The organism is Croceicoccus marinus (assembly GCF_001661675.2).
Classification (GTDB): Bacteria; Pseudomonadota; Alphaproteobacteria; order Sphingomonadales; family Sphingomonadaceae; genus Croceicoccus; species Croceicoccus marinus.
This window is the reverse complement of the sequence record NZ_CP019602.1, coordinates 670,497-691,713: the sequence shown is the minus strand read 5'-3', so window position 1 is coordinate 691,713 and position 21,217 is coordinate 670,497. Positions and strand designations below refer to the sequence as shown.

General features: G+C 67.0%; 20 protein-coding genes and 1 tRNA gene. 15 read left to right on the top strand and 6 right to left on the bottom strand.

The features are described 5' to 3' along the window. Window positions 1-51: 51 nt before the first annotated feature. Window positions 52-714, bottom strand: coding sequence for a COQ9 family protein (locus A9D14_RS03290; protein WP_066842923.1), 663 nt, complete (start codon window positions 712-714; stop codon window positions 52-54). After that, window positions 714-1,355 (bottom strand): ankyrin repeat domain-containing protein, encoded by a 642-nt coding sequence (locus A9D14_RS03285; protein ID WP_415877349.1) that lies wholly within the window; start codon window positions 1,353-1,355, stop codon window positions 714-716. The genes A9D14_RS03290 and A9D14_RS03285 overlap by 1 nt, the downstream gene beginning before the upstream one ends. Window positions 1,356-1,498: 143 nt before the next feature. On the opposite strand from A9D14_RS03285, the gene A9D14_RS03280 reads away from it, so the two are divergent. From A9D14_RS03280 to A9D14_RS03260, 6 genes are read left to right on the top strand one after another with little or no spacing between them, the layout of a single operon-like run. After that, window positions 1,499-2,122, top strand: coding sequence for an SCO family protein (locus A9D14_RS03280; RefSeq protein WP_066848116.1), 624 nt, complete (start codon window positions 1,499-1,501; stop codon window positions 2,120-2,122). Next, window positions 2,110-2,610 (top strand): YcgN family cysteine cluster protein, encoded by a 501-nt coding sequence (locus tag A9D14_RS03275; RefSeq protein ID WP_066842922.1) that lies wholly within the window; start codon window positions 2,110-2,112, stop codon window positions 2,608-2,610. The genes A9D14_RS03280 and A9D14_RS03275 overlap by 13 nt, the downstream gene beginning before the upstream one ends. Next, the gene (locus A9D14_RS03270; RefSeq protein ID WP_066842921.1) at window positions 2,607-3,368 is read left to right on the top strand and encodes a M48 family metallopeptidase; all 762 of its coding nucleotides are present in this window, start codon (window positions 2,607-2,609) and stop codon (window positions 3,366-3,368) included. Before A9D14_RS03275 ends, A9D14_RS03270 begins: the two co-directional genes overlap by 4 nt. A 57-nt stretch (window positions 3,369-3,425) precedes the next feature. After that, a complete protein-coding gene (locus A9D14_RS19970; RefSeq protein WP_232468740.1) occupies window positions 3,426-3,983 on the top strand; it encodes a hypothetical protein in 558 nt (185 codons plus the stop codon). Beyond that, window positions 3,967-4,965 (top strand): bifunctional diaminohydroxyphosphoribosylaminopyrimidine deaminase/5-amino-6-(5-phosphoribosylamino)uracil reductase RibD, encoded by a 999-nt coding sequence (ribD, locus tag A9D14_RS03265; RefSeq protein ID WP_066842917.1) that lies wholly within the window; start codon window positions 3,967-3,969, stop codon window positions 4,963-4,965. The genes A9D14_RS19970 and ribD overlap by 17 nt, the downstream gene beginning before the upstream one ends. Beyond that, window positions 4,950-5,555, top strand: a complete 606-nt coding sequence (locus A9D14_RS03260; RefSeq protein ID WP_066842915.1) for a riboflavin synthase — start codon at window positions 4,950-4,952, stop codon at window positions 5,553-5,555. The genes ribD and A9D14_RS03260 overlap by 16 nt, the downstream gene beginning before the upstream one ends. A gap of 51 nt (window positions 5,556-5,606) precedes the next feature. Here A9D14_RS03260 and A9D14_RS03255 read toward each other — a convergent pair whose 3' ends face one another. After that, window positions 5,607-6,782, bottom strand: a complete 1,176-nt coding sequence (locus A9D14_RS03255; protein WP_066848113.1) for an amino acid aminotransferase — start codon at window positions 6,780-6,782, stop codon at window positions 5,607-5,609. A gap of 358 nt (window positions 6,783-7,140) precedes the next feature. On the opposite strand from A9D14_RS03255, the gene A9D14_RS03250 reads away from it, so the two are divergent. Both A9D14_RS03250 and A9D14_RS03245 read left to right on the top strand, forming a co-directional pair. After that, entirely contained in the window at window positions 7,141-7,359 is a 219-nt protein-coding gene (locus A9D14_RS03250) for a hypothetical protein (RefSeq protein ID WP_066842913.1), read from the top strand. A gap of 44 nt (window positions 7,360-7,403) precedes the next feature. Beyond that, window positions 7,404-8,387: a calcium/sodium antiporter gene (locus A9D14_RS03245; protein WP_198302037.1), complete on the top strand. Its 984-nt coding sequence runs from the start codon at window positions 7,404-7,406 to the stop codon at window positions 8,385-8,387. A gap of 96 nt (window positions 8,388-8,483) precedes the next feature. Here the strand turns inward: A9D14_RS03245 and A9D14_RS03240 are convergent, their stop codons facing one another. After that, on the bottom strand, window positions 8,484-9,371 hold the full coding sequence (locus A9D14_RS03240; RefSeq protein WP_066842909.1) for a DUF1134 domain-containing protein: 888 nt from the start codon (window positions 9,369-9,371) through the stop codon (window positions 8,484-8,486). Between the two features lie 258 nt (window positions 9,372-9,629). Between A9D14_RS03240 and A9D14_RS03235 the strand changes: the two genes are divergently transcribed. Further along, window positions 9,630-9,721: transfer RNA gene (locus tag A9D14_RS03235), tRNA-Ser, on the top strand. Window positions 9,722-9,746: 25 nt separating this feature from the next. Here A9D14_RS03235 and A9D14_RS03230 read toward each other — a convergent pair. After that, window positions 9,747-10,967, bottom strand: a complete 1,221-nt coding sequence (locus A9D14_RS03230; RefSeq protein ID WP_066842907.1) for an APC family permease — start codon at window positions 10,965-10,967, stop codon at window positions 9,747-9,749. Window positions 10,968-11,052: 85 nt separating this feature from the next. Between A9D14_RS03230 and A9D14_RS03225 the strand changes: the two genes are divergently transcribed. The 6 genes from A9D14_RS03225 (at window position 11,053) to A9D14_RS03200 (ending at window position 20,396) form a co-directional block, all read left to right on the top strand. Next, the gene (locus tag A9D14_RS03225) at window positions 11,053-12,078 is read left to right on the top strand and encodes a fumarylacetoacetate hydrolase family protein (protein ID WP_066842905.1); all 1,026 of its coding nucleotides are present in this window, start codon (window positions 11,053-11,055) and stop codon (window positions 12,076-12,078) included. A 63-nt stretch (window positions 12,079-12,141) separates the two neighbouring features. Further along, window positions 12,142-14,049, top strand: coding sequence for a DUF294 nucleotidyltransferase-like domain-containing protein (locus tag A9D14_RS03220; RefSeq protein ID WP_066842903.1), 1,908 nt, complete (start codon window positions 12,142-12,144; stop codon window positions 14,047-14,049). After that, window positions 14,046-14,738, top strand: a complete 693-nt coding sequence (locus A9D14_RS03215) for an exonuclease domain-containing protein (protein WP_083987577.1) — start codon at window positions 14,046-14,048, stop codon at window positions 14,736-14,738. The genes A9D14_RS03220 and A9D14_RS03215 overlap by 4 nt, the downstream gene beginning before the upstream one ends. A gap of 130 nt (window positions 14,739-14,868) precedes the next feature. Further along, the gene (locus tag A9D14_RS03210; protein WP_066842901.1) at window positions 14,869-15,144 is read left to right on the top strand and encodes a DUF4212 domain-containing protein; all 276 of its coding nucleotides are present in this window, start codon (window positions 14,869-14,871) and stop codon (window positions 15,142-15,144) included. A 12-nt stretch (window positions 15,145-15,156) separates the two neighbouring features. Further along, complete coding sequence (locus A9D14_RS03205; protein ID WP_066842900.1) at window positions 15,157-16,932, top strand: sodium:solute symporter family protein; 1,776 nt, start codon at window positions 15,157-15,159, stop codon at window positions 16,930-16,932. Window positions 16,933-17,036: 104 nt separating this feature from the next. Next, a complete protein-coding gene (locus tag A9D14_RS03200) occupies window positions 17,037-20,396 on the top strand; it encodes a hybrid sensor histidine kinase/response regulator (RefSeq protein ID WP_066842898.1) in 3,360 nt (1,119 codons plus the stop codon). 10 nt (window positions 20,397-20,406) lie between these two features. Here A9D14_RS03200 and A9D14_RS03195 read toward each other — a convergent pair whose 3' ends face one another. Continuing rightward, the gene (locus A9D14_RS03195) at window positions 20,407-21,066 is read right to left on the bottom strand and encodes a response regulator transcription factor (protein WP_066842896.1); all 660 of its coding nucleotides are present in this window, start codon (window positions 21,064-21,066) and stop codon (window positions 20,407-20,409) included. Window positions 21,067-21,217: the final 151 nt, after the last annotated feature.

Genomic DNA, 21,217 nt, shown 5'->3' with positions numbered 1-21,217 from the left:
AGAATTGCAACTCGTTCGCATTATTGAATGGTGGCGGAAACGGGTTTCCGTTCAGCGCGCCGGATAGCGCAGCCGCCCCAGCAGGCGCATGACCGAGAAGCTCTCGGCATCGGCGCGCCTGAAGCGGGCGGTGAACTTGCCGAAATCGGCCACGTCCTTCAGCCGCCGGTCGAGGAAGGCGAAGCTGTCGGCGAACCCGTCGCTGTCGTCCTGCGCGAACACCGTAAGCGTGCTGGCATAGACCGAGGCCAGGATCGCGCGCTTGGAATAATGGTTGAGATCGGTCGCGGTATCGCCCGCCATGCGCCACATCAGGTCTGCGCTGCTCCAGCCCAGCCGCGCGGTGCGGGCCGCGTTCTGCGGCATCGCCATGATCGCCATCGCGCGGCGCAGCGATTCGCGGTACGGCATCAGCCGTTCGAGGCGGAACACCAGCATCGCGCGGATGCGCTGCCCCACGCCCATCGCCTGCAATGCCGGGGCGGGCAGTTCCTCTGCCATGGCGGCGTCGACCGAACCGATCCAGGCGGCGATCATGTCCATCGCCCCGCCCGGATAGGCAAGCTGCGCGACATCGGGATCGACACCCTCCATCTCGGCCGCGGCGCGCACGGCGGTCGGCGACCAGCCGTCGAAGATCGCGGCATCGGCGACAAAGGGAGCCAGCGCGATGGCCAGCTCGTCCAGCATGAGTTCGTCGGCTGCGATCGGCATCAGTTCATCACCGGCCCGTACTGGTCGGCGGTATCGGTATCCGATTGCTCGATCAGCGTCAGCACCGGGTTGCGATCGCCCTGCCGCGCATAGTCGCGCGCGGTGCGGCCCGACCGGTCGGCACGGTCGGGATCGGCGCCCTTGTCCAGCAGCAGCCTCGCCAGCGATACGTTCTGCATCAGCGTGGCAGTGATCAGCGGCGTCTCTCCGGTGGCATTGGTGGAATTGGGATTGGCCCCGCCGTTCAGCAACGCCTCCACCCCGTCGACGAAATTGAGCGAGACTGCGATCTGAAGCGGCATCACGCCCTTCTTGTCGGCGACGTTGGGATTGGCGCCCTTCTGCAGCAGGAAGCGGGTCCAGGTCGCATCGCGGCGCGCGACGGTGATGTGGAGCGCGGTCTCTCCGCTGGACAGGTCGCGTGTGTTGACGATGGTGCTCGACGGATCGGACAGCATGTCGACGACGTCGTTGCCCTCGGACTTCTTCACCGCCTCGAGGAACTTGTACCCTTGCGAGAACTGCGCCTGCGCCGGAAGCGCCGACAAGGCAAAGGCGGCCGCTGCCAGCGCGGCGGAAAGTCGAATGGAGCGCTTCACGAGCGTTCCTGTCTTGGGCGATTTCATGTCAGACACGCGCATTGATCCGTTCTTGTATCCTTCCGGGCGCCGCCACCGAAACGACGGTCCCGCCGAAAGCAGGGGCGCCCGCCGCGAAATCGATCCGCGGGAAGGCTGTTTCGTCCTTGCCAGCGGGGCCTTAGCACGACATGAACCCGCCTGCCATGACGACTGACAATGCCCCGTATTTTCGCCGCGCCCTGCTTGCTCCCCTGCTTGCGCTGGGTCTTGCCCTCGCGGGTTGCAACAGCGGCCCGCCCGCACCGACCCAGGCCGACTGGCCGCTTGCGGGAGCGTCGATCGGCGGCGACTTCACGCTGGTGAACAAGGACGGCGAGACCGTCACCTGGGACGATTTCGCCGGAGAGTGGCGGATCGTCTATTTCGGCTATACTTTCTGCCCCGACGTCTGCCCCGTGGACGCTGCCGCGATCGCCGCCGGGCTGAACCGGTTCGAGGAGACGGATCCCGAACGCGCCGCCAAGGTCACGCCGATCTTCATAACGGTCGATCCCGAACGCGATACGCCCGAAGTGGTGGGCGAATTCGCCGCCGCCTTCCATCCTCGCATGGTCGGCCTGACCGGCAGCGAGGAACAGATCGCCGAGGCCGCGAAAGCCTTCGTCGCGACCTATAACCGCGGCGAGGTGCAGGACAACGACTTCTACCGGGTGGATCATACCGCCAATACGATGCTGTTCGATCCCTCCGGCGATCCGGTCGCCATCCTGGAAACGCATCAGGGTCCGCAGGTGCTGGCGGACGAGCTGGCGAAATGGGTGCAGTGAAGCCCGAAAACGGCAACGATCCGCCGTTCTGGGAGCAGCCGCTCGACCAGCTGAGCGACGCGGAATGGGAAGCTCTGTGCGACGGATGCGGCCAATGCTGCACGCACAAGCTGGAAGATGCCGATACCGGCGAGATCTATCCGACCGACGTCTCGTGCCGCCTGCTCGACACCTGCACCGCCCGCTGCATGGATTACCCGAACCGCAAGCGCCACGTGCCCGATTGCCTGCAGCTGACGCGTGAGACGGCGGGCACTCTGCCATGGCTGCCCGACAGCTGTGCGTACCGGCTGCGCGCCCACGGCAAGCCGCTGCCCGAATGGCACTATCTGGTGTGCGGCGACCGCGAGGCGGTGAAACGCGCCGGGGTATCGGTCGCGGGCCGCGTCATCTCGGAAGACGAGGCGGGCCCGATCGAGGAACATGCGCTGATCGAGGGCTTCACCCTGGTACAGACGCCCGACGAGGACGAGGACGAGGACGAATGAGCGACCGCGCGCGCCGGGGGCTGGAGAATTTCCTGTCGCGCCGCGCCCGTCCGCCGCGCGAGTTGCGCGAGGAGCTTGCCCTGCCCGGCGGGCCGCTGCCGCTGCTGGTGCGGCCCCATAATACCGCGCGCCGCATGACGCTGCGCCTGTCGCCCGACGGGAGCGAGGCGCGAGTGACTGTGCCCTTGGGCGTGCCGCTGCGCGAGGGCGCGCATTTCGCCCGCTCGCGCATCGACTGGCTGGCGCGACAGCGCGCGGCCGCGCCGCAGGCAAAGCGACTCGAACATGGCGATTCGCTGCCGTTTCGCGGCATGGCGCTGCGGATCGAATGGGACAAGGCGGCCCGGCGCCAGCCGCTCGTGATGCAGGACATGCTTGTCCTGGGCGGACCGCAGGACGGTCTGGCGCGCCGTATCCAGCGCTGGCTGGAAACCGAAGCGCTGGCACTGTGCCGCGCGGATCTTGCCGAATATTGCGCGGCTGCCAATGTGGACGCCCCCGACCTGCGCCTCAGCCGCGCGACGCGCCGCTGGGGCAGCTGCTCGACCAGCGGGACGGTGCGGATCAACTGGCGGCTGGTCATGGCGCCCGACGAAGTGCGCCGCTCGGTCGTGGCGCATGAGGTCGCGCATCTGGTGCATTTCGACCATTCGCCCGCGTTTCATGCGCTGCTCGCGCGCCTCCATGGTCCCGGCCTGCCCGCCGCCGACCGCTGGCTGAAGCGTGAGGGGCGCTCGCTTTATCTCCATTTCGGCTAGACTGGGTCGTTTCCGTCAAGGCTGGCGCAAGCTGGCCTGCGCTATTATCTAGCCGCCATGTTCTCATTCTCCCGCATGTTCCGCCTTTTCAACCCGGCCGTCGCCGTGCGCGATTTTCGCGAGGTCTGGGTCCAGGAAAACCCGCACCGCCTGCGCATATTGTTGCTGTCGGGCGCGGCGACCTTTGCCATCTTTGGCACGATGTTCGGCGAATCGCATCTGATACAGCCCCGCCCGCCCGAGGTGACCTATATCACCAGCTATCAGGGCGAGCGGAGCGATGCCGAGATCATCGCCGAGAATATCGCCAACCAGCGCGAGAAGAACGAGCGCTTCGCCGAGGCCGATGCGCGCCGCGAGGCGGCCCGCCAGGCCTATGAGGCGGTCGGTAGCGCCACCGGCGTCGACACCGACGAAGCCCGCGCCGAGGGCGAGGCCGAACGCCGCCAGTACGAGCGCGACCTGGCCGAGGCCCGCGCCCGCGCCATTTCCCGTTGGGGCACGATCGATCCTGAGACGGGCGCAATCGTCGGCCCCGACCAAGCCGAATCGGGCCAAGCTGAAGCCCCGGCCCGTAACGGACCCGAGCAGGCCGCCATTGACGCAGGCGAGTAAGGCCAGCGCGCAGGACCGCCGCTGGCTTGCGGCGGCGGCGGCGCTTGGCGTTCGCGCGCGCCCGTTGTCGCGGCCCAATCCGGCTGTCGGCGCGATCATCGTGCGCGGCGGCAAGGTGCTGGGCCGCGGATGGACCGCCGCCGGCGGACGCCCCCATGCCGAGGCGGTGGCCATCGCCGAAGCGGGCGGGTCGATCCATGGCAGCACGGTCTATGTCACGCTGGAGCCCTGCGCCCACGAAAGCCGCCGCGGCCCCGCCTGTGCCAGCATGCTGGTCGAGGCGCGTCCCGCCCGCGTCGTCATCGGCTGCGGCGACCCAGATCCGCGCACCAATGGCCGCGGCATCGCCTTGCTGCGCGAAGCGGGGATCGATGCCGTCCTTGCCGATTGCGAAGCCAGCCGCAATTCGCTCGCGGGCTTCCTGACGCGCGAGAAGCTGGGCAGGCCGCATGTCACGCTGAAGCTGGCGCTGTCGCTCGACGGGTGCATCGCCATGGCAGGCGGGGAAAGCCAGTGGATCACCGGTCCGCAGGCTCGCGCCCATACCCACATGCTGCGCGCGATGAGTGATGCGATCCTGGTGGGCAGCGGCACGGTGCGCGCGGACAAGCCCCGACTGGACGTCCGCCTGCAGGGGCTGGAGCGGTTCAGCCCCGCCCGCTGGGTCCTGACCCACGGCGCCGCGCCCGAAGGCTGGCAGGCTGTCGCCGATCCCGGTGACCTGACCGCGATGACATCGGCGCAATATCTGCTGGTCGAGGGCGGAGCGCGGACCGCTGCGGCATTCCTGGCGGCGGACCGGGTGGACCGGCTCGCCATCTATCGCGCGCCCATCGTCATCGGCGGCGGACGGGCGGGGATTGCCGACATCGGCCTCGGCTCGCTGGCCGAGGCGCATGGACGCTGGCGGATGAGCGACAGCCGCATGCTTGGCAACGACCAGTTCTGCGTTTACGAGCGCACGCCATGTTTACCGGAATAATCACCGCCATCGGCACCGTGGGAGAGGCCCGGCAACAGGGCGACACCCGCCTGCGCATCGCCTGCCCCTATGACACCGCCCGGATCGACATCGGCGCATCGATCGCCTGTTCGGGCGTATGCCTGACGGTGGTGGAACGCGGCGAAGGCTGGTTCGCGGTGGACGTCAGCGGCGAGACGATCAGCCGCACCGTCCCCGGCCAGTGGAGCGCGGGGCGGCGGCTGAACCTGGAGCTGGCGATGAAGCTGGGCGACGAGCTGGGCGGTCACATCGTGACGGGCCATGTCGACGCGGTGGGCACCGTGGCAATCCGCGACGAACGGGGCGGATCGGTCCACCTGGAAATCGACGCACCTGCCGGCATGGCGCCCTTCATCGCGGGCAAGGGCAGCATCACCGTCGACGGCGTTTCCCTGACGGTGAACGCGGTGAACGACCTGCCCGATGGCACCGCGCGTTTCGCGCTGAACATCATCCCGCACACCGCCGAGGTCACGACGCTGGGCGCGCTGCGCGTAGGCGACGTCGTCAATCTGGAAATCGACGTGCTGGCCCGCTATCTCAAGCGGATGCAGTCGCTACAAGGCTGACACATAGCGGGCGAGGCGCTGCCCCGCCCGCTGGTAATTCGGCCTCTGGCGTCAGCCGCTGACTTTGGTCAGCGCCTTGATGAACTTGTCGATATTGCCCATCGTCAGACCCGCGATGTTGATGCGCCCCGATCCCGCCATATAGATCGCGTGATCGCTGCGCATGGCGGCGATCTGGTCCTTCGACAGCGGCAGCACCGCGAACAGGCCGCGTTGATCCGCCAGCGGGCGCAGGTCGATCGAACCGGCGACACCGGCCTCGGCCAGCCTTGCGCGGACCTGGTTGATTCGGGTTCGCATCGATTCCAGCTCGTCCTTCCACTCCTTCGTCAGCGCTTCGTCTTCGAGGATCATGCGAACCGCCGCGGCGCCGTGATCGGGCGGCATCGACCAGTTGGCACGTGCCAGCGCCGCGCCGTTCGACGCGATGCGCGGCAGGCAATCGGCGCCCTCGCCCATCATGTAGACCGCGCCGACACGGTCGCGGTACAGCCCGAAATTCTTGTCGCAGCTATAGGCCATCAGCGCCTCGGGCAGCGCTTCCATCACCATGCGCACGCCGGCGGCATCATCCTCCAGCCCGTCGCCCAGGCCCTGGTAGGCAAGGTCGAGGATCGGCAGCAGGCCCTTGTCGGCCAGCAGACCCGTGATCTCTTTCCAATCGGCTGGCGAATAGTCGATTCCGGTCGGATTGTGGCAGCATCCGTGCAGCAGAATGGCATCGTTTGGCGCGGCATCGGCAACGGCCTGGCGCAGCGCGGCCATGTCGGCGGTGCCGTCTTCGGCCGCGTGGTTGAAGGTGCCGACCTCGACGCCCAGGTCCTTCATGATCTGCGCATGGTTGGGCCAGCTGGGCGTGCCCATCCAGATCCGGCCCACGCCCGCCGCCTTGGCCAGCGCCGCCGCCAGCCGCACGCCGCCGGTGCCGCCCGGCGTCTGCATGCCGTCGATGCAGTCGATCCTGGCGAAATCCTTGCCGAAGATGATCGGCTTCAGCGCCTCGACGAAAGCCATGTCGCCTTCGGGGCCCAGATAGGCTTTTGAATCCTGCCGGTCGACCAGCATCTGCTCGGCCTTCTTGATCGAGGTGAAGACCGGGGTATCCCCCTCACCTGTGCGATAGACGCCGACACCCAGGTCGATCTTGTCCGCCCGGTCGTCAGCCGAATAGAGCTTGATGAGCGCGAGCAGCGCATCGGGGGGCTGTTGGGTGAGCTGGGCAAGCATGGTCATACAAAATCCTGTTGGACGGTCTGGTGGGCCGAAACCGTCGACCCGGTTTCGATTCGCGCCGCGACGGCTGCGTCAGGGCGCGCGCTCCATGCCGGGGCTTCGCGCTTCGGGCAAGCCCTGAAGCATTGTTGCGCGGATCGGCCGTCCCTTGAAACGGGCGCGGTTTGCTGGCATAGTATCCAGGCGGGCCGGGCTCCTCTGGCGTGTATCCTGCGGGATGCGCGTGATGTCGGACCGTATCGGATCATCCGATGCGACATAGACGGGCCCTATTGCCACTTTCACGCTGTCAGGCCCCACGCTCATCGCATCCGGTGTCCGATCGAACAGGCTTCGATCAAAGGAGTGAAGGATGAAGGGCCGTATCTACAGACTGAACGAATTGCTGCAGAAGGTGGACCGCCACCTTCGGCTTGAAATGCAGCGTCGGCACCCCGACGCATGGAACCTGATGCGGCTTCGGCTTTTACGTTACCGTATCCGCAATGCGCTGCGCCGCTCGGCGCGACGGTGGGTGAACCCGCACCGCGCGATGCGGGCCCGCAAGGCGCTCTCGCTTCTGCCGGTCTAGCCGAGGCGCGCGCAGCCAGGCCGCTACGCAAGGAAGGTTCTATTGTGATTTTGACATTGCTGACGCTCGCCGTCGGGCTTGCCGGGCTTCTGGTCGGCGGGGAACTGCTGGTGCGCGGGGCGGTGCGGCTGGCCGAACGGGCCGGGGTGACGCCGCTGGTCATCGGGCTGGTCATCGTGGGGTTCGGAACATCCGCGCCCGAACTGGTGGCCAGCCTGCAGGCCGCGCTGTCGGGTTCGCCCGCCATCGCGTGGGGCAATATCGCGGGGTCGAATATCGCGAACACGCTGCTGATCCTGGGTGCGGCCGCGTTGATGGCACCCATCGCGATCCGGCGAAGCATCGCCGGGCGCGACACGGGGCTGGCGCTGGGCGCTTCGCTGGCGCTGCTGGGGCTTGCCTTTGCCCAATGGAGCGGCGCGTGGATCGGCATGGTCATGGCGGCCGGGCTCATCGCCTATATCGCCTGGTGCTATATCGAGGAGAAGCGCGACAAGCGCGCGGCGGTGCATAATGCGGTGCACGACCGGGCGGAAGCGCTGGAGATGAGCGACAGCGCCCTGCATGTCGCGGAAGCGGGATGGACCAGGCCGATCCTGCTGACGGTGGGCGGCCTTGTCCTGCTGGTGATCGGCGGGCGCCTGCTGGTCGATGCGGCGATCGACCTTGCCCGGCTGGCGGGCCTTGGCGAGACGGTGATCGGGCTGACCATCGTCGCCATCGGGACATCGATGCCCGAACTCGTCACCTCGCTGGTCGCCGCGCGCAAGGGCGAGACCGAGGTCGCGTTCGGCAATGTGGTCGGATCGAACATCTACAACATTTTGGGGATCGGCGGCGTCACGATGATCGTCGCGCCCATGCCCCTGCCGACCGAGCTGCTGCCGTGGGACATGGGCCTGATGGCGCTGAGCGCGGCCATGCTGTTCGCGGTCGCGGTGTTCCGGGGCCGGGTCGGGCGCGGCCTTGGCGGGGTGCTGGTGGCTTCCTATTGCGCCTATCTGGCCTGGCTGCTGGCCGCGGCCTGAGCGCCGTCTGGCCTGAACCCCTGTTTTGCCTGAACCCCCTTTGGCCCGACCCTGACGGTCAGGCCGCGGGCGGCCCATCGGCAGGAATGGCCGCGATCAGAACGGCAGCCAGTCCTGCTTCTTCGAGAATTTCATGTAGCCGGCATTGATGCCCAGCCGCGCGCCCGCGCCCAGCCGGATCGGGATCAGCACGACATCGCCCTTGCGCATGTAGCTGGCGTTGAGGCCGCCCACGACATAGGCCGCGCCCTCGCCCGCCGGATAGCGTTCGAACAGCTCCTCGCTGTCCCACAGATTATAGACCAGCACGAAGGTGGATGCCGCATTCGCGCCAAAGTCGAAACCGATCGACGGCCCGGTCCAGTAGACGGGGCGCTTGCCCTCCACCTTGTGGTACATCGTGCCCGAGCCATAGCGGATCCCCGCGATGAACGCGCCGCCCGCCTCGCGTCCGACGATATAGGCATTGGGTTCGCCCTGGTCCTTCAGGATCTTCTCTATCAGCCCGGCAAGCCCCTCGGCGCCCTGCCCGAACACGCCCTCGGCCGCGCCCATCAAGTCGTCTTCCTGATATGTGGTGCTGGCGGGTGCCTGCTTGGCGGCCTGTTCGGCGGGGAAGACATCCGTCGCCGCGCCTTCGACCGGTGCGCTATACGGATCGCCGGGGGTCACCACCTGCGACGGGGGCGGCGTGTAGGGATCCTGTGCGGGGGCCGGTGTGGGGGCCGGTGCCGGTGCCGGTGCCGGTGCCGGTGTCGGTTGGGCCGCATAGGGATCCCCGCCCATCGCGCTGCCCGACACGGGCGGCAGTTCGCCGTTCAGATCGCCGTCGATCGCGCCGCCCGACTGGCTGGCGCCCGCATTATAGATCTCGTTCGGATCGATCGTCTGGATCTGGGCCAGAGCCGGCTGGACAGAGCCGAGCCCGAGGCCGAGTGCCAGCAGCGCGCTGGCGCGCCTGGCGAAACTGGAGCGCAAATTCATCGGTAATACCCCGTGTTCTTTCTGTCGCGTGGTACCGACCGAGCGATGATGCCGATGCGGACCGCGATGCCACCTGCCTGACGTGGCTGCCTGAATCCATGCAGCCATTACGGCAATGAATGGGCGGTGAATCGGATCGATTTCGCGCCGGATCGACCCCCCGCCTTCACTTATCCGCCGCTTTCTTGCCGACATTCGCCAGACCGCAAAACCAGTCTTGAAGCCGGTCCGAACGCTCGCTATAGGCCCCCTTCTTCCGGAGACGTGGGTGAGTGGCTGAAACCAGTTCCCTGCTAAGGAACCAGACGGGGTAACCTGTCTCGAGGGTTCGAATCCCTCCGTCTCCGCCATTTCCCCATCGAACGGTCCCGCCCGCTAGGTCAGCAGGCGCGCCAGTGCCAGCGTCAGGCAGATCATGCATCCGAGCGCGGGTATGATCGCGGGATAGGTGCGCACGCCTTGCGGCACCGGTTCGCGGCGGGCCTTGATGGCCAGCAGCGCCGCGCAGGCGGCCGTGAAGATCAGCAGCATCAGAAGGCTGGTGCCCGCGGCAAGCTGCTCGGTCGGGAAGGCCATGGCCAGCACGGCGACGATCGCTCCGCCAAGGACGGTCGCGGCCAGCGGGGTCGTGGTGCGCGGGTGGATCCGGGCCAGCCAGGCCGGTGCCGATCCGCGTCTGCTGCCCAGGTCATGCACGACTCGCGCGGCCATCACGATCTGCGCCAGCGCTCCGTTCAGGATGGTGAGCAGCCCGATCACCGCGATGATCTCCGCCGGTCCGCCATGCCTAGCGAGGATGTCGCTGAGTGGCGCTCCGCTGACGGCCAGTGCCTCGGGCGGCATGGCGGAAACGGCTATTGCCGCGATCAGCAGATACAGCACCGATGCGCCCGTCAGCGAAGCGACGATGGCGAAGGGAATGGCGCGCCTGCTGTCTTTCGCCTCTTCCGACAGGGTGGCCAGATCCTCGAAGCCGATGAAAGCGTAGAACGACAGCACCGCGCCCGAAAGCACGCTGGCGGCGAGCGGCAATGCGGGTTCGCTCGACAGGGCGGCCGAAAAGGCGGCGGGGAAATGGACCAGCTCGCCGCCCAGATAGACGATCACCATGATCAGGCCCGCGACCTGCAGCGCCGTCGTCGCGATCATGAACCAGGCCGCCTGCCGCACGCCGATCGCGGCCACCGCGGTCAGCAGTGCCGCGGCAAGGCCGATCGCCAAGGGGCGGGGCACGGACAGGAAAACGCCGACATAGCCCACGAAGCCGGTCGTGATCGTCGCGGCGGACACCAGGCCCGTGGCGATCAGCCCCCATCCCGCGATGCCGGTCAGCCAGCGCCGGTCGAAACCGCGCGCGATGAAGGCGGCCGAACCGCCGCTTTCCGGCACTCGCGCGCTGAGTTCGGCATAGGAAAGCCCGGTGATGGCGGCGGCGATCGCCGCCGCCAGGAAGGCCAGCGGCGCCAGCGCGCCGGCCTCGCCCGCCACCTTGCCGATGACGACATAGATGCCCGCGCCCACGATCGTGCCCAGGCCATAGATCGCCAGCACCCAACGCGACAGTGCCGGCTGCAAGGCGGTTTCCGTGTCGGTCATGGCGTCCCCTTGCCTTTCCCCTGTTCACCGATGGGCGAGTATGGCACCCAGACGGCCATAACAAAACAAGCCGAAGGCCGATCGCATGAAACTAGCATCAATCGACAATGGCAGCCGCGATGGACAGCTGGTCGTGGTCTCGAAGGACCTCACCCGCTATTGCGCCGCGGACAATATCGCCCCCACGCTGCAGGCCGCGCTGGACGAGTGGGAGAAGATCGCCCCGCGCCTCGAGCTGCTCTACCGCGATGTGGAGCACGAGACCGTCCCCTGCCTGCGCTTTCGCGAGCATGCTGCGCTGTCGCCTTTGCCGCGCGCCTATCAATGGGCGGACGGGTCGGCCTATCTCAACCATGTCGAACTGGTGCGCCAGGCGCGCGGGGCCGAAGTGCCCGAGAGTTTCTATAGCGATCCGCTGATGTACCAGGGCGGATCCGACGATTTCCTGCCGCCGCGCGCCGATATTCCGCTGGGCCATCCCGACTGGGGCTGCGACATGGAGGGCGAGATCGCCTGCATCACCGACGACGTGCCGATGGGTACGACATCGCAGCAGGCCGCCGATCACATCAAGCTGCTGATGCTGGTGAACGACGTGTCGCTGCGCGGCCTGATCCCGGGGGAACTGGCCAAGGGCTTCGGCTTCTACCAGTCGAAGCCCGCCACCGCCTTTTCGCCGGTCGCGGTCACGCCCGACGAGCTGGGCGATGCGTGGCAGGGCAATGTGATCCATTTGCCGCTGATGGTCGATTACAACGGACAGGCTTTCGGCAGGGCCGATGTCGCGGCCGATGCCACATTCACGCTGGCGGATCTGGTGTCGCATGCCGCGCGCACCCGCAATCTGGGCGCGGGCGCCATCATCGGGTCGGGCACGATCAGCAACAAGGACGAAGGCGGCGGACCCGGTCGGCCTGTCGACCAGGGCGGGGTTGGCTATTCCTGCCTGGCGGAGCTTCGCACCATCGAGACGATTCGCGACGGCGAAGCCGCGACGCCTTTCCTTCAGCCAGGCGATGTCGTGCGGATCGAGATGCGGGACAAGGCGGGCCATTCGATCTTCGGCGCGATCGAGCAGACGGTAACGGCACCGCCCGAAGGCCTGCGCTAGCACCGTCTACGACCTTTCGCCGATGGACCGCGCGCGCCCACAGGCATAGCGTGCCGGACTGTCATGACCGAGACCACCCATTTCGCTCCGGCGGAGCCCGACGAGCTGCGCGCGTTCCTGGCCAGCCATCCGCCGTTTGCGCAGTTGGGGCCGGATGCGCTGGCCGCGCTGATGCGCGGAAGCGAGATCAGCTATCACCGGCGCGGCAGCACGGTCACGCATGCAGGCGACGACAATCGCTTCCTGTCGGTCGTGCGGTCGGGCGCGGTCGAATTGCGGCTGGGCGGCACCGATCTTCACGCGCGGCTGGGCGAAGGCGAATGCTTCGGCTACCCCTCGCTGATCCGCGGCGGACCCGCGCAGAACGAGGTGCTCGCGATCGAGGACACGCTCCTCTACCGCATGGCCAGACCCGCCTTTCTCGCTCTCCGCGAGGCGGATGACGGGTTCCGCGGCTTTTTCGATACGGACGAGGCAGCGCGCCTGCGCCGCGCGCTCGACGGGATGCGCCGCAAGGTTCAGGCGGGCAATCCGGATGCCGAGGTGCTGGGCGTGCATGGCCCCGTCTCCTCGCTCCACCGGCGGCGTCAGGTCGTGACCGCGACGCCCGAAACGCCCATTTCCGAAGTGGCGCGGATCATGGCCGAACGGGACGTATCGACCCTGCCGGTGACGAATGGACAGCGGCTGGTCGGGATCGTGACCGACAAGGATCTGCGCCGGCGCGTCCTTGCGCCGCAACTGGACACCCGCCGCCCCGTTCGCGACATCATGACGGCGGATCCGGTTACCGCACCGGAGGACACCCCGGTGCTGACCGCGCTGGTGATGATGGCGGAGCGGCAGATCCATCACCTGCCCGTCACCGATCGGGATGGCGCGCTCGTATCCGTCATCTCCTCGAACGACATCCTTGCCCGGCTTGGGTCAAACAGCCTGCTGATCGCCAAGGAAATCGCCGCCTCTGCCAGCGCGGCGCAGGTGGCGCGGGCCTGCGCCCAGTTGCCCGATGCGGTGGGCGGGCTGGTGTCGGCGGGCGTCGATGCCGACCATGTCTCGCGCTACGTCTCCACCATCGGTGAAGGCGCGCACCGCCGCATCCTCGCTCTCGCCATGGAAGATCTGGGGCCGCCCCCCGTCCCCTTCGCGCTGGTCTGCTTCGGCTCGCTCGCCCGGGGCGAGCAGGCGCTGGGCTCGGACCAGGACAATGGCTTCATCTTCGGCGACGGGGACAGGGCTGCGGGCGCGGACCCTTATTTCGCGGAGCTGGCGCGCCGACTGGCCGACGGACTGAATTCGGCGGGCTATCGCTATTGCCCCGGCGACATCATGGCGACCAATCTCGCCTATCGCCGCAGCGTCGCCGAATGGCAGGCGCAGTTTAGCGGCTGGATCGACGCGCCCGATCCCCAGGCGATCCTGCAGGGCACGATCTTCTTCGACATGCGCTGCCTTGCAGGCGATGCCGCGCTGGTCGACCGGCTGCGCGACCGCGTGTTCGCGTCCGCCAGCGCCAATCGCATCTTCCTCTCCTTCGTGGCCCGGGCGGCGGCCAGCACGCGCGTGCCGCTGGGGTTCTTCCGCAATTTCCTGCTGCAGGACGACGCGGACGAGGGGCAGGTGCTGGATCTGAAGACGCAGGCGATCGCCCCCATCGTCGATATCGCGCGGGTGCATGCGCTGGCGAACGGCACCAGGGCGACGCATACGCTGGAACGGCTGCGCGTCGCCGCCGCGCAGGGAAGCATCGATGCCGACCCGGCCCGCGATCTGGCCGCCGCGTTCGAATTCGTGCGCGACGTCCGCCTGCGCCACCAGGCCGGACAGGTCGCAAGGGGCGAGCTGCCGACGAACAAGCTGCCGCCTGCCAGGCTGTCCCGTTTCGACCGCGAGCACCTGCGCGGCGCGTTCAAGCTGATCCGCGAACAGCTCGACCGGACGCGCACGCGATTTGCCGGGGGCGTCACTTGATCCTGCCCGGCTGGCCGGGGCGGGAAAACCGCCTGCGCCGCCAGTTCGAGGCTGCGGCGAAAGCCGCGCTGCCGGGACCCTTGCGGGATTATTACGCGGCGGGCTTTCCGGATCTGGCCGCGGCGGCGGACACGCAGGAGATGGTGGCCATCGATCTCGAAACGGACGGGCTGGACCTGGCCGCCAGCGCCATTCTGGAGGCCGGCATCGTCCCCGCGAGCACGGCTTCGGTCGCTGCCTCGCACGCACGGCGCATCCGTTTTCGCCCGCCAGAGGCATTGCACGCCAGCAGCGTCGTCATCCACCGCATTACCGACGACGCACTGACGGACGCGCTTCCGGAAGGCGAAGCGCTGGCGCGGCTGCTTCCCCTGCTGTCCGGCAAGGTGCTGATCGCCCATTTCGCCGAGATCGAGGCGGGTTTTCTGGACGCGGCATGCCGCCGCGCGTTCGGTGCGCCTTTCGTCGCCCCGTTCATCTGCACGATGCAGCTGGAGAACCGCTGGTTTCCCCGCAGCCGCGCCGCCGACGGCCTGCGCCTCGGCAAGCTGCGCGCCGCCTATGGCCTGCCCGCCTATACGGCCCATGACGGGCTGACCGACGCCCTTGCCTGTGCCGAGCTGCTGATGGCGCAGATCGCGCATCACGGGTGCGAGAAGCTGACGCTTTCGGACCTGCTGCGACGCTGAATGGCCGCCTTCCGGCGCATTAGACCAAAGTCGCTCTGTGCAAGCAGCCGCTCTTCCCTGACCCTGCACGGCAGACCGCGCCCGGTGCGGCGCGGTTGGTGCAACGATACATATTGGGGGAGGACAGCCAATGTCCGACGAAAATCCCGAGGCCGGCAACGGCCATGAAGGGGCCTATTGGAAAGAGAATATCCGGCTGCTGCTGACGCTGATGGCCATCTGGTTCATCGTCTCGTTCGGCTTCGGCATACTGCTTCGCGATTTTCTCGACCAGTTCATGCTGGGCGGATTTCCGCTGGGCTTCTGGTTCGCCCAGCAAGGTTCGATCTACGTCTTCATCGTTCTGGTGTTCTTCTACGCGTGGCGGATGAAGAAGATCGAACAGCGCTACGACCTTGACGATTAACCGGAGGCCGGCATGTCGACACAGACCCTGATCTATATCTTCGTCGCCGTCAGCTTCGCGCTCTATATTGGCATTGCCATATGGACGCGCGCCGGCTCCACCAAGGAATTCTACGTGGCGGGCGGCGGGGTCCACCCCGTCGTCAACGGCATGGCCACTGCCGCCGACTGGATGAGTGCGGCCAGCTTCATCTCGATGGCCGGTCTCATCGCCTTCATGGGTTATGACGGCTCGGTCTATCTGATGGGCTGGACCGGCGGCTATGTCGTGCTGGCTTTGTTGCTGGCGCCATATTTGCGCAAGTTCGGCCGGTTCACGGTCCCAGACTTCATCGGCACGCGCTATTACTCGAACGTGGCGCGCACCGTGGCGGTGATCTGCCTCATCTTCATCTCGTTCACCTATATCGCCGGGCAGATGCGCGGCGTCGGCATCGTGTTCAGCCGCTTCCTCGACGTGTCGGTCGAACTGGGCGTGATCATCGGCATGTGCATCGTGTTCTTCTACGCGGTGCTGGGCGGCATGAAGGGCATTACCTATACGCAGGTGGCGCAATATTGCGTGCTGATCTTCGCCTACATGGTGCCCGCCTTCTTCATCTCAATGCTGATCACCGGCAATCCGATCCCGCAGATCGGGCTTGGCTCCACCGTCAACGACGGATCGGGGATGTATGTCCTGGAAAAGCTGGACCAGTCGCTGCAGATGATGGGTTTCGGTCCCTATACCGACGGCAGCAAGTCGATGATCGACGTGTTCTGCATCACCGCCGCGCTGATGATCGGCACGGCGGGGCTGCCACACGTGATCGTGCGCTTCTTCACCGTGCCCAAGGCGTCGGATGCCCGCAAGTCGGCCGGCTGGGCGCTGGTGTTCATCGCGCTGCTGTACACCACGGCTCCCGCGGTGGCGGCGTTCGCGCGGATCAACTTCAACGAATCGGTGCACAACACCGCCTATGCCAATGCACCCGGCTGGTTCACCAACTGGGAGGCCAATAACCTGATCGCCTTCAAGGACAAGAATGACGACGGTGTGATGCAGATCGCAGCCGGGGAACCTTTCGAAGGCGCCCCCGAATACACGGGCGAGCGGGGTCCTGCTGGCAACCGCCTCGTGGCGAATGAACCCGTCGAGGAAAACCCCAACGAGGTCTACCTGGACCGCGACATCATGGTGCTGGCCAATCCGGAGATCGCCGATCTTCCCGGCTGGGTCATCGCGCTGGTGGCAGCGGGCGGTCTTGCGGCGGCATTGTCGACGGCGGCAGGCCTCCTGCTGGTGATCTCCACCGCCGTCAGCCACGATCTGCTGAAGTCCACCTTCAAGCCGAACATCTCGGAAAAGGGCGAGTTGCTGGCTGCGCGCATCGCGGCGACGGCGGCGATCGTGGTGGCGGGCGTACTGGGCATCTATCCCCCGGGGTGGGTGGCGCAGGTCGTGGCCTTTGCCTTTGGCCTTGCCGCGGCGTCGCTGTTCCCGGCGATCTTCATGGGCATCTTCACCAAATCCATGAACAAGGAAGGCGCGATCTCTGGCATGGTGTCGGGGCTGGCCTTCACCTTCATCTATATCGCCTATTTCAAGCTGTGGAATCCCGACGCCAATGTCGCCGACAACTGGCTCTTCGGCATCTCGCCCGAAGGGATCGGCGTGATCGGCATGCTGATCAACTTCGCCGTGGCCATCGCGGTGATGAAGATGACGGCGCGGCCGCCGGTGGAAATCGCCCGGCTGGTCGATTCGATCCGCGTTCCCCGCGGAGCAGCCACGGCCCACGCCCACTAGGTCCGCGGCCTGCGAAAACGGGACGGGGCGGCAGGAGACTGTCGCCCCTTTTCGTTTTTGCGCTATCAACCGGCGGGACCAGAGAGGGGGCCGCGCGAAAGTTCATGTCGATCTGGATCGTTCCGCTGGCAGCCATTGCCTATGCCGCCCTGCTGTTCTGGGTGGCCGACGCGGGCGACAGGCCGCACATCGCGCGTTTCGCCGAACGCCACAAGCGGGTCATCCTGGGCCTTGCGCTGTGCGTCTATTGCACGAGCTGGACCCTGTACGGCGCAGTCGGCACTGCGACCGCAAGCGGGTGGCAGTTCCTGCCGATCTATCTGGGACCGGTGATCCTGTTCACCCTGTTCGGCAGGTTCGTCGAGCGTATCCTGCACACCGGCAAGGCACAGCACTCCACCTCCATCGCCGACTTCCTGTCGGCGCGTTATGGCAAGAGCGCGTGGGTCGCGGCGCTTGTCACCTTGCTCGCGCTGTTCGGTGCGCTTCCGTACATGGCCCTGCAGCTGAAATCGGTCAGCCAGACGCTCGGCGCGCTTTCGCCGGAGCTGGTCGCGGCGCTGGGCCAGGACCAGGTTGTGCTGGCAGTCGCCGCCGTCCTGGCCGTGTTCGCGATGCTGTTCGGCACGGGCAGGCCCGAACTGACCGGCCACAACCGTGGGCTGGTTCTGGCCATCGCGCTGGAGGCGGTGGTGAAGTTCGTCGCATTGATCGCGGTGGCGGGTTTCGCCCTGCTGCTGCTGGGGGAGGCCCCGGCCGGATCGGTGGCGCGCCACGCCGCCCAGCGCTTTTCGCCGTCGCAATTCGACCTGCGCTTCGTGGTGCTGACCTTCGTGTCCGCCATCGCCGTGCTGTGCCTGCCGCGCCAGTTCCACATGCTGGTGGTGGAAGCGCGCGAGGACCGCCTGCGCGGCGCGGCGCGGTGGCTCTTTCCCGCCTATCTCGTCCTGATCTGCGCGGCCATCGTGCCTGTCATGCTGGCGGGCGGGCTGATCGGCCCCGCGGACGCCAGTCCCGACATGATGCTCATCGCCCTGCCGCTTTCCTTCGATGCTTACTGGCTGGCGGTCCTTGCCTTCATCGGCGGGCTGTCCGCCGCGACCGGCATGATAATCGTGACCGGGATCGCGCTGTCGAACATGATCACCAACGACCTGATCGTTCCGCTGCTTTTTCGCGACCAGATGCGACAGCGCGGCACCGCAGAGGCGCTGGGCCATGCGCTGGTCAACGCCCGCCGTGCGACGATCGCGGGGCTGTTCGTGTTCGCCCTGTTCTACCTGTCCGCGATCGAGGGAGAGGCCACGCTGGCGGGGCTGGGAGAGATCGCCTTTGCCGGCGCGGCTCAGCTGGCACCGGGCCTGCTGCTCGGCCTGTTCTGGCGCAAGGCCAATCGCGCCGGCATGATCGCGGGGCTGTGCGCGGGCTTTGCCTTGTGGCTCGCCTATCTCGCCCTGCCCGTGTCGGGTCTGGCGCTGGTCCCGCCGCTTCCGGGCAGCGATCCGCTGGTACCCGGCATATTGATCAGCCTTGCCGCCAATCTCGCGCTGTTCGTGCTGTTCTCGCTGGGCTGGGAACCGGCGCTGATCGACCGCGTGCAGGCGGTCGCGTTCGTCGATCGTGGCCAGCCGGACCTCGGCTATCCGCGGCTCGCGACCCGCACGCGGGTGGCCGACTTTCGCGCGCTGCTCGAACAATTCGTCGGCACCGACCGGGCGCGCCAGGCGATCAACACGCTGCGGCTGACCAGCGGGCGGCCCTATGCCGATGCCGACGCCCCCGACGATGCGCTGATCGACACCAGCGAGCGGATGATCAGCGCGATCATCGGCAGTTCCTCGGCACGGGCGCTGGTGCAATCCACGCTGGAGGGTGACCCGGTGCCCATCGAACGGGTCGTCGCCATGTTCGACGAGACCTCGCAGCGCCTGCAGTTCGGGGCGGAACTGCTGCAGATCGCGATCGAGAACATCGACCAGGGCATCTCGGTGGTCGACAAGGAACAGCGGCTCGTCGCGTGGAACCGGCGCTATGTAGAGATGTTCGGCTATCCCTCCGAACTGGTCGAGGTCGGCCGCCCGATCGCGGATTTGCTGCGCTTCAACATGCGCAATCTGGGCGTGCGCGAAGAGGCGATCGACAATGCCGTGCTGAAGCGGCTGCACCATCTGGGCAGCGGCAGCAGATATAACAGCGAAAGAACGCTGGCCGATGGCCGCATCTTGCGCATCCAGGGCAATCCCGCGCCCGATGGCGGCTATGTGACCAGCTATACCGATGTCACCGCCGATCGCCTGGCCGAACAGGCGCTGGAGGCGAAGATTCGCGAACGGACGCAGCAACTGACCGAAGCGAACGCGGCGCTGGCAAGCGCGACCCGGTCCAAGACCCGCTTCCTGGCCGCCGCCAGCCACGATCTGGTCCAGCCGATGAACGCAGCGCGCCTGTTCGCCAGCGCGCTTGCCGACGACATCGCGCCCGAACGCCGCAACGAACGGGCTCTATTGGGGCAGATCGACCGCTCCATCGAAACGGCGGACCGGCTGCTGCGCGCCCTGCTCGACATATCGCGGCTCGACGGCGGCAAGGCGACGGTCGATCCCGAACGCTTCGCCATCGACCTTGCCTTTGCCGAGATTGCCAACGAATTCGAGATCCAGGCCGAGAACAAGGGGCTGGCGCTGGTGACGGTTCCAAGCGGGCTGTGGCTTGAGACCGACCGCGGCCTGTTCATGTCGATTCTGCAGAACCTGGCGACCAATGCCGTGCGCTATTCGGACAGCGGACGCATATTGATCGGTGCTAGGCGTCGCGGCGCGATGGCCGAGATCGTGGTGATCGACCAGGGCATGGGCATCGCCCGCGAAGACCAGTCCGCCATCTTTCGCGAATTCACCAGACTGGGCGGTGCCGGCACCGATCGGGGCGACGGCGGGCTGGGACTGGGCCTGGCCATCGTGCAGCGCATTGCGGCGATGCTGGGCACGGATATCCACCTTCGCTCGGAACCGGGCCGCGGCAGCTGCTTCTCGTTCCGCCTTCCCACCGTAGCGGCAGGAGCCGGCGAACCCGCGCTGCGAACGGCCCTGGACCTGCCGCGCACCGAGAGCGGCGGCCATGTGCTGTGCATCGACAATGATGCCGCTTCGCTGTCAGCGCTGGAAAGCCTGCTGATGCGATGGGGATATGCGGTGTCCACCGCTTCGCACCCCGCCGATGCCGCGGGCGCCTTGCCGCCCGACCTGCTGGTGATCGATTACCACCTGGATGGCGGTCTGACCGGCGACCGGGCCGCCCGGCAGCTGTACGAACGCTGGGGCGGGCCGGTTCCGACCGTGCTGCTGACGGCAGAGGACAGCGCAGCCACCAAGACGGCGGCGGAATCCATGGCCGCGAAGCGCATGATCAAGCCGCCCTCGCCGCCTGCCTTGCGGGCCTTGATCGGCGGATTGCTGCCGGGCTGACGGGCCTGCCTCAGGCTCCGCTGACCTCTGCGTCGTCCAGGGGCGGCAGGCCCGGATCGTCCAGCCTGCCCGCCATCAGCACCGCCTGCGTCCGGTTGATCACGCCCAGCCGCCGGAAGATGCCGGTCATGTGGGCCTTCACCGTCGCTTCGGAAATCTGCATTTCGTGGGCAATCTGCTTGTTGAGCTTTCCCTCGGCCACCAGCGCCAGGATGCGGCGCTGGGCGGGCGTCAGGCGCTGCAGGCGCGCCAGCGTATCGTCGCCCGCCTCTTTGGCGTCCGCCGGCTGCTCCGGAAACCAGAGGTCGCCATTCGCAATCGCCGTCAGCGCCTCTCGCATCGTTTCGGACGAGGCGCTCTTGGGTATGAAGGCCGCGGCGCCCAGCGACTTCACGCCTTGCCAGATGCGCGCTTCCTCGCTGGCGGACACGACCGCGATCGGCATGGCGGGAAAATCCTTGCGCAGTTCCATCAGCGTCAGCAGCCCGGCACTGTCAGCCATGTGAAGGTCCAACGTCATCAGCGCCACCTCCTCCCCTGCCGCACCGCGGGCGGCGGCTGCGTCCGATACTTCGACGATGGCATGGCCCGGCCAGATCCTTTCGACCGCGGCGCGAATGGCGCCGCGCATCAGCGGATGATCGTCGGCAATCACTATGGTCCCGGTCATCGTGCGTGACCTCCCGTCGGCAGCATCTTCTCCCACCGGCAAGCCGGCATGCGATCCTAGCGGCAGCGAGCGCGTCCTATCAAGCGGCGTCGTCGCGGCGGACCGTCACGTTCCCGCACAGTTCGAAGCACCTGCTTGTCATCGTCCGGCG